Source organism: Pantoea sp. KPR_PJ, from assembly GCF_041386365.1.
Taxonomy (GTDB): Bacteria; Pseudomonadota; Gammaproteobacteria; order Enterobacterales; family Enterobacteriaceae; genus Pantoea.
The window spans coordinates 518,220-531,900 of record NZ_JABMIK010000002.1 but is presented as its reverse complement, the minus strand read 5'-3'; the positions used below and the strand labels follow the sequence as shown (position 1 = coordinate 531,900).

At 58.6% G+C, this 13,681-nt stretch carries 13 protein-coding genes; 10 read left to right on the top strand and 3 right to left on the bottom strand.

Translation table 11 applies throughout. From position 1 onward, the window contains the following. Positions 1–83: 83 nt before the first annotated feature. Positions 84–1,367, bottom strand: coding sequence for a long-chain fatty acid transporter FadL (fadL, locus tag HP564_RS07155; RefSeq protein ID WP_371241540.1), 1,284 nt, complete (start codon positions 1,365–1,367; stop codon positions 84–86). Positions 1,368–1,728: 361 nt separating this feature from the next. Between fadL and HP564_RS07150 the strand changes: the two genes are divergently transcribed. The 4 genes from HP564_RS07150 to sixA all read left to right on the top strand — a co-directional run bounded on the left by HP564_RS07150 (position 1,729) and on the right by sixA (position 6,298). Then, positions 1,729–2,025: a YfcZ/YiiS family protein gene (locus HP564_RS07150; RefSeq protein ID WP_371241538.1), complete on the top strand. Its 297-nt coding sequence runs from the start codon at positions 1,729–1,731 to the stop codon at positions 2,023–2,025. 161 nt (positions 2,026–2,186) lie between these two features. After that, positions 2,187–3,497 (top strand): acetyl-CoA C-acyltransferase FadI, encoded by a 1,311-nt coding sequence (fadI, locus tag HP564_RS07145; protein ID WP_371241536.1) that lies wholly within the window; start codon positions 2,187–2,189, stop codon positions 3,495–3,497. Beyond that, complete coding sequence (gene fadJ / locus HP564_RS07140; RefSeq protein ID WP_371241534.1) at positions 3,497–5,611, top strand: fatty acid oxidation complex subunit alpha FadJ; 2,115 nt, start codon at positions 3,497–3,499, stop codon at positions 5,609–5,611. The genes fadI and fadJ overlap by 1 nt, the downstream gene beginning before the upstream one ends. Positions 5,612–5,815: 204 nt before the next feature. Then, positions 5,816–6,298 carry a phosphohistidine phosphatase SixA gene (gene sixA, locus HP564_RS07135; protein WP_371241532.1) on the top strand — a complete coding sequence of 161 codons (483 nt, stop codon included), beginning with the start codon at positions 5,816–5,818 and terminating at the stop codon, positions 6,296–6,298. A 33-nt stretch (positions 6,299–6,331) separates the two neighbouring features. Here sixA and smrB read toward each other — a convergent pair whose 3' ends face one another. Next, the gene (gene smrB, locus HP564_RS07130) at positions 6,332–6,880 is read right to left on the bottom strand and encodes an endonuclease SmrB (protein WP_371241530.1); all 549 of its coding nucleotides are present in this window, start codon (positions 6,878–6,880) and stop codon (positions 6,332–6,334) included. Positions 6,881–7,040: 160 nt separating this feature from the next. Between smrB and prmB the strand changes: the two genes are divergently transcribed. Genes prmB through HP564_RS07100 form a run of 6 tightly spaced genes read left to right on the top strand, consistent with a single transcriptional unit; the run spans position 7,041 to position 11,628 of the window. Continuing rightward, positions 7,041–7,973 carry a 50S ribosomal protein L3 N(5)-glutamine methyltransferase gene (gene prmB, locus HP564_RS07125; protein ID WP_371241528.1) on the top strand — a complete coding sequence of 311 codons (933 nt, stop codon included), beginning with the start codon at positions 7,041–7,043 and terminating at the stop codon, positions 7,971–7,973. A 27-nt stretch (positions 7,974–8,000) separates the two neighbouring features. Beyond that, the gene (gene aroC, locus HP564_RS07120) at positions 8,001–9,086 is read left to right on the top strand and encodes a chorismate synthase (RefSeq protein ID WP_371241526.1); all 1,086 of its coding nucleotides are present in this window, start codon (positions 8,001–8,003) and stop codon (positions 9,084–9,086) included. Positions 9,087–9,091: 5 nt separating this feature from the next. Beyond that, positions 9,092–9,913, top strand: a complete 822-nt coding sequence (gene mepA, locus HP564_RS07115) for a penicillin-insensitive murein endopeptidase (protein ID WP_371241524.1) — start codon at positions 9,092–9,094, stop codon at positions 9,911–9,913. A gap of 8 nt (positions 9,914–9,921) precedes the next feature. Then, positions 9,922–10,719 carry a sulfite exporter TauE/SafE family protein gene (locus tag HP564_RS07110; RefSeq protein ID WP_371241522.1) on the top strand — a complete coding sequence of 266 codons (798 nt, stop codon included), beginning with the start codon at positions 9,922–9,924 and terminating at the stop codon, positions 10,717–10,719. A gap of 50 nt (positions 10,720–10,769) precedes the next feature. After that, positions 10,770–11,315 carry an elongation factor P hydroxylase gene (locus HP564_RS07105; RefSeq protein ID WP_371241520.1) on the top strand — a complete coding sequence of 182 codons (546 nt, stop codon included), beginning with the start codon at positions 10,770–10,772 and terminating at the stop codon, positions 11,313–11,315. Between the two features lie 31 nt (positions 11,316–11,346). Continuing rightward, complete coding sequence (locus HP564_RS07100) at positions 11,347–11,628, top strand: YfcL family protein (RefSeq protein ID WP_371241518.1); 282 nt, start codon at positions 11,347–11,349, stop codon at positions 11,626–11,628. 33 nt (positions 11,629–11,661) lie between these two features. Here HP564_RS07100 and mnmC read toward each other — a convergent pair whose 3' ends face one another. After that, positions 11,662–13,674: a bifunctional tRNA (5-methylaminomethyl-2-thiouridine)(34)-methyltransferase MnmD/FAD-dependent 5-carboxymethylaminomethyl-2-thiouridine(34) oxidoreductase MnmC gene (gene mnmC, locus HP564_RS07095; RefSeq protein WP_371241516.1), complete on the bottom strand. Its 2,013-nt coding sequence runs from the start codon at positions 13,672–13,674 to the stop codon at positions 11,662–11,664. Positions 13,675–13,681: the final 7 nt, after the last annotated feature.

Here is a 13,681-nt window from a genome sequence, read left to right as displayed (position 1 = left end):
CATTGTTGCCTCGTTCGGGAGCCACCTGCTCTGTATACCTGAAAAAAGGCGACCGTCAGGCCGCCCTTTTTTTAGCATTAACGTCAGAACTTGTAGTTAAAGTTCGCGCCGTAGAGCCAGGCTTTACCCACAGAGTTAAAGGTATAGGGGGTTTCTTCTACCGTTACGTGCTGGCCATGCATGTAAGAGACACCCACGTCTACCGAAGCATCCTGGTTAAAGGCATAGGACGCGCCTGCGCTCAGCCAGAGACGATCCTGGTCGGGAATAGAGATAGAGCGTTTGTCCGCCGGAACCGGGCTGTCATCAAAGGCGATACCGGTACGGAAGGTCCAGTTCTCATCATAGAAGTAGGTGGTGCCCAGTGCGATACGGTAGGCGTCTTTAAAGCTCTCATCTTTATAAAACAGCGTCTGACCGCTGGAACCGGTTGCTTTCAGCTCCTGGAACTGGCTCCAGCTGGTGTAGGCCAGACTGTAGTGCACGGCCCACTGGGGGGCGACTTTGTGCCAGCCAGACACTTCCCACATTTCCGGCAGGTTTAGCGTCAGCGCGCCCGGAATGGTCGAGCCGCCAGTCGCATACGGCAGACCTAAATTTCTGGCCTGGTTAATTGCGTTAATGGCCGTTGGCAGGCTGCTCTTATAGTCACCGTCGAAATCAATCTTGACTTCCGAACGGTAGGTAAAGCCAAAGCGGTTATTTTGGTCGACCTCATAAAGGATACCGGCGTTCCAGCCATATCCCCATTCATCGCCCTTCAGGTGTGCCACCTGGGTATCGGCGGGAATACGCAGCGCCGCACCTGCCTCGCCAGCGTAGCGCTCAATCTTGGCGCGTGCATAAACCGCATCAAATCCTACGCCAAAGCTAAAGTGCTCATTCAGGCGGTAGGCGGTGCTGAGATTGAAATTGCCGGTCATCAGATCGGTCTTGCCGCCATAACCGCCTGCGGTATAACCGTCATTAAATTCGGTGGCCAGGCCATAATTTGAGGTGGCGGATGCGCCAATCCACCATTGATCGTTAATGGGCTGTACATAGTGAATATTGGGTACCCACTGTGTAGGCGCAATATTGCTGGCGTCCAGACTGCGGCCAGAGGCACTGGTGCCGGAAATATCAACATCCGGGTCAATAAACACGGCTCCGACAGAGAATGACGGACGATCCATCAACGCCATTGTGGCCGGATTGCGGCTGGCTGAAGCCGCCGTATCGCCCATCGCACCCTCGCCTGAATAGGCGCGGCCCAGCCCAATCGAAGAAAATTCGTTAAGCTGAAAGCCTGCTGCATATATCTGTGTAGAAACAAGCGCCACTGCAGCCGCCAGGGCTGACTTTGCAAACAGGTTTTTATGGCTCATGACCACAACCTCATATGAATTATTATTTAACTGTAATTGTTACATCGCGTAACAAGGGTCGGCGGATTGTAGGGACTGACCAGACGCATACAAATCAGACCAGTGCGGCAAGTATAGGTCTGACCTGTGTGTATGTTGCAATATTGTTTTTAAAATATTTCCAAATGGATCGACAAATTTACGATCTGCATAACAAAACCAGCGGAGCAGCACCTGGCATAACGGCTCTAATTTGTTTTGGATCAAATTTAATTGTGATATTCGTCACTTAGCGACGCTGACATAGCGTAATGACGGACGCAGGCGTAAAATTCTGACCGTTAATCCCGCTCGCAAACAGATTTATCTTCAGGAGAAATCAATGACCAATGCCATGAATAAATGCAGCGCCACTGAAACCGCCGCCTGCTGCTGCGTGGATGTCGGCACCGTGATGGATAACAGTGACTGCACGGCCAGCTGGTCAGAGTGGTTCGCACAGCGCAGCGAGGCCGAGGCGAAACTGGCGATCCTGTCGGAAAGGGCGCGGCAGATTGAATCGGACCCCTGCATCATCGATGCTCGCTTTGAAGAGGTGAATAATGGCGTTCAGCTCACTATCGATTTTACCTTTGCCTGTCAGGCCGAAACGCTGATTTTCCAGCTCGGCCTGCGCTAATACGCTTAACGCCGTTGCCAGACGGCGTTTTTCATTTTCGTGTTTCTCCTCGCACTTTTTTTCTTTCATCATTGGCGGCGCTACCGCTTGTCGTTAACACTGTGGATCAGGTCAGACCTCTCTGGGTAATGATGCCCGACCAACTTTTACAGGTGATACAGATGAGCAAAGCGCAGCCGTTGCTGACGCGTGCGGGCGATCGCATCGCCATCACTCATGGACTTCGCACGCCATTTCTGCGCCAGGCCACGGGATTTCACGGCATCCCCGCCGTCGAACTGGGCCGCATGGTGGTTAGCGAACTGATGGCGCGTAGCGCGTTGCCGGTTGATGTGATTGAACAGCTGGTGTTTGGGCAGGTAATCCAGATGCCGGAAGCGCCCAACATCGCGCGCGAGATCGTGCTCAGCAGCGGGCTGAGCGTGCACACCGATGCCTACAGCGTCAGCCGCGCCTGTGCCACCAGCTTCCAGGCGGTGGCAAACGTCGCGGAGAGCCTGATGGCAGGCACCATCCGTGCAGGGATCGCGGGCGGGGCAGACTCCGCCTCAGTTTTACCCATCGGCGTCACTAAATCTCTGGCGCGGGCGCTGCTCGACCTCAGCAAAGCGCGCAGCTTCGGTCAGAAAATGCAGATCCTGCGTCGTCTGCGGCCACGCGACCTGATGCCCGTGCCGCCTGCCGTGGCGGAGTATTCAACCGGGCTGCGTATGGGCGATACGGCAGAGCAGATGGCGAAAACCCACGGCATTACGCGCGCGGCACAGGATGCGCTGGCGCTGCGATCCCATCAGCGCGCCGCCAGCGCCTGGCAGTCAGGCGTGCTGAAGCAGGAGGTGATGCCCGCTTTTGCGCCTCCCTGGAAAGCGCCGGCAGAGCAGGATAACACTGTGCGCATGGAGGCAAAAATCGAAGACTATGCCCGTCTGCGTCCAGCCTTTGACCGTCAGCACGGGAGCGTCACGGCCGCCAACAGCACGCCGCTGACCGACGGCGCTGCGGCGGTGGTGCTGATGAGCGAAGGGCGTGCACGCGAGTTGGGCATCTCGCCGCTCGGCTATCTGCGTAGCTACGCCTTCAGCGCGATTGATGTTCAGCAGGATATGCTGCTCGGCCCGGCCTACGCCTCACCGCTGGCGCTGGATCGCGCGGGTATCGGCCTGAGCGACCTGACGCTTATCGACATGCATGAGGCCTTCGCCGCACAGACGCTGTGCAATCTTCAGTGCTTTTCCGATGAGCGTTTTGCCCGCGAAAAGCTCAACCGTCCCCACGCACTGGGCGAGGTCAACGAAGAGCGCTTTAACGTGCTGGGCGGCTCTATCGCCTATGGACACCCTTTTGCCGCTACCGGCGCGCGTATGATCACACAAACCTTACATGAGCTACAGCGTCGCGGTGGCGGACTGGCGCTGGTGACGGCCTGTGCCGCCGGCGGTTTAGGTGCGGCTATGGTTCTGGAGGCAGAATAATGGAGCAGAGCGCTTTTCATTTACAGAGACGGCTGGATCACGTAGGGGTGATCACCATTGACGTGCCAGGCGAGAAGATGAACACGCTGCGTGCCGCTTTTGCTCAACAGCTGGCGGCGGTTATTGATGAAGCGCGGCGTGATGCCCAGCTTGCCGGGCTGGTGCTGATCTCTGGCAAGCCCGATAACTTTGTTGCAGGCGCCGATATCAGCATGATCGCCGCATGCCACAGCGCACAAGCGGCGGAAGCGCTGGCGCGCCAGGGTCAGGAGGCGATGGCGGCAATCGCCGCGCTGCCGTTCCCGGTGGTGGCTGCCATTCACGGGGCCTGTCTTGGCGGCGGCCTGGAGCTGGCGCTGGCCTGCGATGCACGTATTTGCACGCTGGATGATAAAACCCGGCTTGGGCTACCGGAGGTTCAGCTGGGTTTGTTGCCGGGATCGGGCGGCACGCAGCGTCTGCCACGCCTGATAGGGTTACAGCAGGCGCTGCCGCTTATCCTCACCGGCAAAACCTTACGGGCAAAACAGGCGCGTAAACTGGGGCTGGTGGATGACGCCGTCCCGCAGGCGATCCTGCTGGAAACGGCCGTAGCGCGGGTGCTGAAGGGCAAGCACAGTCGCCGCGAACTGCCGCTGCGCGATCGCATTATGCAGGCACCGCTGGCGCGTCACGCACTGTTTGCACTGGTGCGGCGCGAAACCGCGCGCAAGACGCACGGCAACTATCCGGCCGCGCAGCGCATTATTGAGGTCGTGCGCATTGGTATTGAGCAGGGCAGTCAGGCCGGACATCAGGCCGAGGCGCGTGCTTTTGGCGAACTGACCATGACGCCAGAGTCTGCCGCACTGCGCAGTCTTTTCTTTGCCACCACGGCAATAAAAAAAGAGGCGGGCGCAGAGGCCCAGCCGCGTACGATTCAGCAAACGGGCGTGCTGGGTGGGGGGCTGATGGGGGGCGGCATTGCCAGCGTCACGGCGATAAACGCGGCGCTACCGGTGCGTATCAAGGATATCTCCCTCCAGGGTGTGAACCATGCGCTGAAAACCGCCTGGGAGGGACTGAGTGAGAAAGTAAAGCGTCGCCAGATCAGCGCGGCGCAGCGTCAGCAGCAGATGGCGCGCATCACGGGCGGTACGGATTACCAGGGATTTGCGACGCGCGATATCGTTATTGAGGCGGTTTTTGAAGATCTCTCGCTCAAACAGCAGATGGTGCGCGAGGTTGAGGAGCACTGTGCACCTGATACCCTGTTCGCATCTAACACCTCGTCACTGCCGATTGCCGATATCGCCGCGCATGCCCGGCGGCCGGAAAATATTATTGGCCTGCACTACTTCAGCCCGGTGGAGAAGATGCCGCTGGTGGAGGTAATCCCGCATACCGGTACCTCAGCGCAGACGCTGGTGACCATCGTGGCGCTGGCAAAAAAGCAGGGCAAAACGCCAGTTATCGTGGCGGACAAAGCTGGCTTTTACGTTAACCGTATCCTCGCGCCCTATATAAATGAGGCGATGCGCTGCCTGCTGGAAGGCGAACCCATTGAGCATATCGATCGCGCGCTGGTAAAGGCGGGTTTTCCCGTCGGCCCAATCCAGCTGCTCGACGAGGTGGGCATTGACGTCGGCAGCAAGATTACGCCAATACTGCAACAGGCCTATGGCGAGCGTTTTGCTGCACCGGCGGCGTTTGATGCCGTACTGAACGATAACCGTAAAGGACGCAAAAATGGCCGAGGCTTCTACCTCTACGGCCGTCGGCGCGGCGGCAAAAAGCCTGACCCCACACTCTATTCGCTGCTCGGGCTTCAGCCTGCGGCGAAGCAGAGTGAAAAGCAGATTGCAGAGCGCTGCATGATGATGATGCTTAATGAAGCGGTGCGCTGTCTGGATGAAGGGGTAATACGCAGCGCGCGTGACGGAGATATCGGGGCGGTTTTTGGCATTGGTTTTCCGCCTTTCCTCGGCGGTCCGTTCCGTTACATCGATCAGCGCGGGGTCGCAGACGTTACACAAACATTACGAGCGTTAATGCGCCAGTTTGGCGACCGTTTTGCCCCTTGCGACGCGCTGCTGGCGGCCGAACAGAAACAAAGGAAATTTTACATTTCTTAGCAAACTGGAATAACTGCTCCGATTCAGCGGGTTATAAAAGCGCCGTCAGAAGCGGCGGCGCAGCACGATTCTGAGAAACGCTTATTTAATAAACAACCGGTTGACTATACTCAAGCCATTAGGGTACAACACAGCGTTCATTCACAGAATGAAGAGTCAGGTGCTCAGGCACCGGGCGATATCGACAAACAACAGCGGTGCTTTATGCAAGTTTTTATCATGCGTCACGGCGACGCTGCTCTTGAAGCCGCCAGTGATTCCGTGCGTCCTCTCACCCATTGCGGCTGTGATGAATCACGCCAGATGGCAAGCTGGCTCAGCAGCCAGTCGGTGGACGTCGAACGTGTGCTGGTCAGCCCTTATCTTCGTGCCCAGCAGACGCTGGCAACGGTACGCGAAGCGTTACCACTGCCGGAAGAGCAGGAGGTGTTACCGGAGCTGACGCCCGGCGGCGATCCTGGCCTGGTTGCCTGCTATCTTCAGGCGCTGGGAACGGAGGGCGTGAAATCGGCGCTGGTGATTTCTCACCTGCCGCTGGTAGGGTATCTGGTTTCTGAACTCTGCCCGCAGGAAGCGCCGCCGATGTTCGCCACCTCTGCTATCGCCTGTGTGGATTTCGATCCAGCCAGCTGCGAAGGCAAGCTTTTATGGCAGGTCAGCCCTTCAAAACTGGCGAAAGCCATATGATGCCCGCGGGCCGCGCAGACGGCCCATCCCCTCTCAGGGCAGCTCGGGCGGTTGCCACTCTTCTACCTCAATCAATACCAGCAGCGCGGCATCACCGCCAAACATTTTGGGGGCCTGATGAAACGCCATCACATGGGGATGCTGTGCCAGCCAGAGCGGCGTCTGCTGCTTGAGGATATGCTTGCCGTGGCCGGTCATCACGCTGGCGCAAAACAGGTGTTCGCGGCGACAGGCGGCAATCAGCGCGCCCAGTTCCTGCTTGGCCTGCTGCTGCGTTAAGCCATGCAGGTCGAGAAAAATCTCTGGCGTATAGTCTCCGCGTCGCAGCTTTTTCAGCTCAAAATGGCTGACGTCGGCTCGCACATAGCGCGTTGCGCCTTCTGTTGCCAGCAGAGGCTGAAACTCATCAGAGAAATAGTGGCTGTTATCCACCTGCTCAGAGATCAGGCGCTTCAACGGCAGCGCGCGGCTTTTGACCACGGGCGTATGCACCACGGTATCCTGTTTAATCTTGCGCGTGTCGCTCATCAGCTGGCGAAACAGCGCCTTGTCGTCATCATTAAGTGGCGTTTTTTTGCTCATTGCAGGGGAATCTTGTCTGAAAAGGCTGGAAAACAGCGAATGACGTTACCTTACCGCTCGATCCGCTAATTGTCAGCTTTTTCACCTTGCTGCGCTGAATTCTCCCCGTCTTCATGGCACACTATCGGCCGATTTAGCAATTGGGCCTGCGGAGGGCTACGTGGACAAAATTTTCGTCGATGAGGCAGTCAATGAACTGCACACCATTCAGGATATGTTGCGCTGGGCGGTCAGCCGTTTTTCCGCCGCCGGGATCTGGTACGGTCACGGCACCGACAATCCGTGGGACGAAGCAGTGCAACTGGTCCTGCCCACCCTCTGGCTGCCGCTGGATATTCCGGAAGAGATGCGCAATGCACGCCTGACCGCCAGCGAGCGTCACCGCATTGTTGAGCGCGTCATCCGTCGCGTCAACGAGCGCATCCCGGTAGCCTACCTGACCAATAAAGCCTGGTTCTGCGGCCATGAATTTTACGTTGATGAGCGTGTGCTGGTGCCGCGCTCGCCCATCGGGGAACTGATCGAAAACCGCTTTGCCGGTTTAGTGCCGCAGGCACCGCATCATATTCTGGATATGTGTACCGGCAGCGGCTGCATCGCGATTGCCTGCGCTTACGCTTTCCCGGAGGCAGAAGTCGACGCGGTCGATATCTCTTTTGACGCGCTGGCGGTGGCTGAGCAGAACATCGAAGAGCATGGCCTCATCCACCACGTAACGCCGATCCGTGCCGATCTGTTCCGTGAACTTCCCCCGGTAAAATATGATCTGATCGTCACCAATCCGCCTTATGTGGATGCAGATGATATGGCAGATCTGCCCAACGAGTACCGTCATGAGCCGGAGCTGGGCCTGGCCGCAGGCAGCGATGGCCTGAAGCTGGTACGCCGCATTCTCGCCTGCGCGCCAGACTACCTGAGTGAAGAGGGGGTGCTGATCTGCGAAGTAGGCAACAGCATGGTACATATGATCGACCAGTATCCTGACGTTCCCTTTACCTGGCTTGAGTTTGACAACGGCGGCGACGGCGTCTTTATGCTGACGCGCCAGCAGATCGTTGACGCACAACATCACTTCTCTATTTACAAAGACTGAGCAAACGCTTCGTAACAAGGAATCACCATGGCCGGAAACAGCATCGGACAAGTTTTTCGCGTAACCACTTTTGGCGAGTCGCACGGCATTGCGCTGGGCTGCATCGTGGACGGCGTGCCGCCAGGCATTCCCCTGACCGAAGCGGACATCCAGCATGACCTGGATCGCCGCCGTCCCGGGACGTCGCGCTACACCACGCAGCGCCGCGAGCCGGATCAGGTGAAAATCTTGTCCGGCGTGTTTGAGGGCGTCACCACCGGCACCTCAATCGGCCTGCTGATTGAAAACACCGATCAGCGCTCGCAGGATTACGGTGCGATTAAAGATCTGTTTCGCCCCGGCCATGCTGACTACACCTACGAACAGAAGTATGGCGTGCGGGACTATCGTGGCGGCGGACGCTCGTCGGCGCGTGAAACCGCGATGCGCGTTGCTGCAGGCGCGATTGCCAAAAAATATTTGCAGATGAAGCACGGGGTAGTGGTTCGCGGCTATCTGGCGCAGATTGGCGACGTGGCCTGCGAGCTGAAAGACTGGAGCATTGTGGAAGAAAACCCGTTTTTCTGCCCGGATGCCAGCAAGCTGGAGGCGCTGGACGAGCTGATGCGCGCACTGAAGAAAGAGGGCGACTCCATTGGCGCGAAGGTGACGGTGATGGCGGAAAATGTTCCACCCGGCCTTGGTGAGCCTGTTTTTGATCGCCTGGATGCCGATCTGGCGCATGCGCTGATGAGCATCAACGCGGTCAAAGGCGTAGAAATTGGCGATGGCTTTGCGGTCGTGAACCAGCGCGGCAGCCAGCATCGCGATGAAATTCGCGCCAGCGGCTTCCAGAGCAATCATGCCGGTGGCATTCTGGGCGGCATCAGCAGCGGCCAGACTATCAGCGCTAACCTGGCCATGAAGCCGACGTCCAGCATCACTGTGCCGGGCAATACCATCACGCGCAGCGGCGAAGAGGTGGAGATGATCACCAAAGGACGTCACGATCCCTGCGTGGGTATTCGTGCCGTGCCGATCGCCGAAGCGATGATGGCGATTGTGCTGATGGATCATCTGCTGCGCCAGCGCGCGCAAAATGGTGACGTTAACAGCACCGTACCGCGCTGGTGATCGCCATGAAACAGCTGCTTATTGCCCTTTCCGCGCTGGCAATCAGCGCCTCAAGCCTGGCCGCCACGCCGTGGCAGCGTATCCAGCAGCCGATACCCGGCGCAGCGCAGTCAATTGGCTCCTTCGCCAATGGCTGCATCGTCGGGGCGCAGGCGCTGCCGCTCAATGCGCCTGACTACCAGGTGATGCGGCAGGACCAGCGTCGCTACTTCGGTCATCCCGATCTGATTCAGTTCATTCAGCGGCTCAGCGGCCGCGCGCATAATCTGCAGCTTGGCAACGTGCTGATTGGTGACATGGGGATGGCAGCAGGCGGCCGTTTCAACGGCGGCCACGCCAGCCACCAGACCGGTCTCGACGTCGATATCTGGCTCCAGCTGCCTAAAAGCCGCTGGAGCGCGCAGCAGTTGCTGAAACCGCAGCCGCTCGATCTGGTGACGGCGGATGATAAGCAGGTGGTGGCTCGTCACTGGCAGCCTGAAATTGACAGCCTGATCAAACTGGCGGCGAAAGATGATGATGTCACGCGCATCTTCGTGAATCCGGCCATTAAAAAACAGCTTTGTGCCGACGCGGGCGCTGACCGTGACTGGCTGCGCAAAGTGCGCCCCTGGTTTGCTCATCGCGCGCATATGCATGTTCGCCTGCGCTGCCCGGCTAACAGCATTGGCTGTGTCGATCAGCCTGCGCCGCCGCCGGGGGATGGCTGTGGGGCCGAGCTGGAAAGCTGGTTCCTGCCGAAGAAACCGGGCAGTGCGCCGGTGAAGCGCGAGCCACCGCCGTTGCCACAGGCCTGCCAGGCGTTACTGGATAAACATCTGTTATAAGGGATCTCATGGAGTGGTTTGTCGTCAGTCCGATGATTATCGGGGTGCTTTTTCTGGTCGCGGTGCTGGCGGCTTTTATTGATTCCATTGCTGGTGGAGGCGGACTGCTCACTGTCCCGGCACTGCTGGCGGCGGGTCTTTCGCCTGCGCAGGCGCTGGCGACCAATAAGCTACAGTCCGTAGGCGGCTCTTTTTCCGCCAGCCTCTATTTTATTCGCCGCGGCGCGGTAAATCTGCGCGAACAGCGGCTTAACATCGCCATGACCTTTATGGGGGCGATGCTGGGAACCCTGTTGATTCAGCACCTGAATGCCGACGCGCTGCGTCAGGTGTTGCCGTTGCTGCTGATTGCCATCGGCCTGTGGTTTCTGCTGATGCCGCGTCTGGGCGAAGAAGATCGCGCGCGCCGTCTCTACGGTCTGCCTTATGCGCTGATTGGCGGCGGCTGCGTCGGTTTCTATGACGGCTTTTTCGGACCGGGCGCAGGCTCGTTCTATGCGCTCGCCTTCGTTACGCTGTGTGGCTTTAATCTTGCCAAAGCCACCGCCCATGCAAAAATTCTGAATTTCACCTCTAATTTCGCCAGCCTGCTGTTTTTTATGTTCGGCGGCAAAGTTATCTGGGGAACCGGCTTTATTATGCTGCTCGGCGCCTTTTGTGGCGCGCGGCTCGGGGCGCGACTGGTGCTGAGCCGTGGACAGAAGCTGATTCGCCCGATGGTGGTGATCGTTTCTGCGGTCATGAGCGCGAAACTGCTGTGGGATTCCCACGGCAGCGCGCTGCTGGCGTGGATGGCCACGCTGTAATACATTCATTTCCGGCGCAGCGAAAATACGCCGCTATTTACGACGACACCATGAACACAACGCACCATTACGAACAACTGATTACGATTTTCGATAGCTGCTTCTCCGACGAGTTTCAGACCCGTCTAATTAAAGGCGACGACGAACCGATTTATCTTCCGGCTGACGACAGTTCGCCGTGGAACCGCGTGGTGTTTGCGCACGGCTTTTATGCCAGCGCGCTGCATGAAATCTCTCACTGGTGCATTGCCGGTGAGGCGCGGCGTAAGCTGGTAGATTTCGGCTACTGGTATTGTCCGGACGGGCGTGATGCTCAGACGCAGAGCCAGTTCGAGTCGGTAGAAATTAAGCCGCAGGCGCTGGAGTGGATGTTCTGTGTCGCGGCGGGCTTTCCGTTTAACGTCAGCTGTGACAATCTTGACGGAGATTGTGAACCCGATCGCATCGCGTTTCAGCGTAAGGTCCATGCGCAGGTTATCTCCTTTCTGGATAATGGCATTCCTGCACGGCCCGCACGTTTTATCACCGCCCTGGCGGACTTTTATGGCACGCCTGCACTGACGTCAGCACAGTTTCCCTGGCCAGACGATCTGTGATGAGTGCAGACAATATTAAAGAGGAATGAAGATGATCGCAGAATTTGAAGCGCGTATTCTGGCCCTGATTGACGATATGGTCGATCACGCCAGCGATGACGAGCTGTTTGCCAGCGGCTATCTGCGCGGTCACCTGACGCTCGCGGTCGCGGAAATTGAACAGTCCGGTGAACACACGGCGGAAGCGTTGCAGGTTCAGGTTGCCAACAGCCTGCAAAATGCGATTGCCGCAGGCGAGCTCTCACCGCGCGATCAGGTGCTGGTGGTGGGGATGTGGGATAATCTGTTCCTGCAGGCGCGTCAGAGCGCCTGACTCATCAGGGCGGCGCACGGCGCCGCCCCTGTTTTATTTCCCCGCTTTTTTTCCTTTCAGCAGTTTCCTCACCCAGTAGCGGTTCGGGCTGAGCGCGGCCAGCGTTGCGCTGTCCAGCGGCTGTGGTTCACCGCTCATCTGCGCAGCCAGCACCTCTGCCGCGAGTGGGGCACTGCACAGCCCGCGCGAGCCCAGCGCGCCCAGCACAAACAGCCCGGCATAGTGAGGTGCCTCGGCGATGGTCTCACCGCGCGCGCGCTGCTCAGAAAGATGGGCATACTGCGCCAGTGTTGTCTCATAGTCGGGCAGCGCGCCCGCCATCGGCAGGTGATCGCGCGTGGCACATCGCACACCCGTACGCGCTTCGCCCGCGCTGACGTCGACCTTTTCCGGCCAGCCGCTGTCGGGCAGAGAGTGAATCAGCCGCGTGCGGTTTTGCTGCTGATCGTCTTCACGGTAAGCGGTGGCAGTATCGCCGCGGTGGTAGCTGGCACCGATGCAGTGCGTGCCAAACTGCGGGCTAACCGGCGTCAGATAGCCGTCATAGCAAAGCACGGTCTGTAGCGCATTCAGGCCAGGCGTGCTCGGCACGTGGCTCACCTGACCAGAAACCGCATAGGCTGGCAACTGCGCGCTCTGCGGCAGCGTAGTGAGCTGATGGCCGGTAGCCAGCACCACATTGTGATGCGTCGTCTCGCTGCCGTTGGCAAAACACAGCGTCCAGCGTTCATCGCTATCGGCCAGCCGGTTTAAACGATGCAGCCAGTGGATACGTAGCCCCTGACTTTCCCCCTGCGCCAGCAGCCCGGCGGTCAGTTCGGCGGGGGAGAGCCAGCCGCCGAGCGGATAGTAGATACCGCCCATGCCAAGCTCAACCTGCGCCAGCGCTTCAGCCTCGTCACGGCTTACGCCGTGCGCCATCGCCTCAGGCAGCGCCATTGCCAGCATCTGTGCGATTTTATCAGCGCTTTTCTCATCCCAGCCAAGCTGCAGAACGCCGCTCCAGTGGTGCTCGTAGTGCACCGGCACCGCATCGTAAAGCCGACGGGCAAAGCTAAAGGCGGCGGGGAAGAAGCGTGCCAGCGCCGGATCGTGCTGATTGAGCAGCGGATAGAGCGCGCCCTGACGGTTACCCGATGCACCCAGCGCTGCGGCCTCGTCGGCACAGTAGAGCGTAACGCGCCAGCCGCGGCGCAGCAGCGCCAGCGCCAGAGTGGCACTGGCCACGCCGCCGCCAATAATGGCCACCTCATGTTCCTTCGCGGCAGGACGCGCATACCAGGGGTGTGCGGCAGGCAGATCCGCCGCGCGCATCAGCGTGCCGCTCAGCATTTCGCGCTTGTGGCCAAATCCCTTGCGACGCGTGACGTTGAACCCGGCTTCCTGTAGCCCACGCCGGACAAAACCGGCGGCGGTAAAGGTGGCAAAGGTACTGCCAGGGCGTGCCAGCTGCGCCATCGCGCTGAACAGCTGAGGGGTCCACATATCGGGATTTTTTGACGGCGCAAAACCATCCAGAAACCAGGCATCAACCTGGCGGTGCAGGCTGTCATCAAAGGTTTCAATAAGCGCATTAATATCGCCGAGCCAGAGATCAAGCGTCACGCGCCCGCCGTCAAACAGCAGGCGCTGGCAGCCGGGCAGGGCGATCGGCCACTGCTGTTGCAGCTGCGTGGCCCAGGGCGCGAGTTCTGGCCAGCGCGCATGTGCAGCGATTAAATCCGCCTGCGTCAGCGGGAATTTCTCAAAGCTGATGAAGTGAAGTCGCTGCAGTGTGGCATCGGGCTGCGCGCGCTGAAAAGCATCAAACGCCTGCCACAGCGTCAGAAAATTAAGCCCGGTGCCAAAGCCGCTCTCCGCCACGATAAAGAGATCGCGCGGATGCTGCGCAAATCGCGCCGGCAGATCGTTGCCGCCCAGAAAGACGTAGCGCGTCTCTTCCAGACCGTTATCAATGGAAAAGTAAACGTCATCAAAGGCTCGGGAAACAGGTGTACCCTGTTCATTCCATTTTAGCTGTGCATGTTCAACAGGCGTTAATTTCACGGTAAAG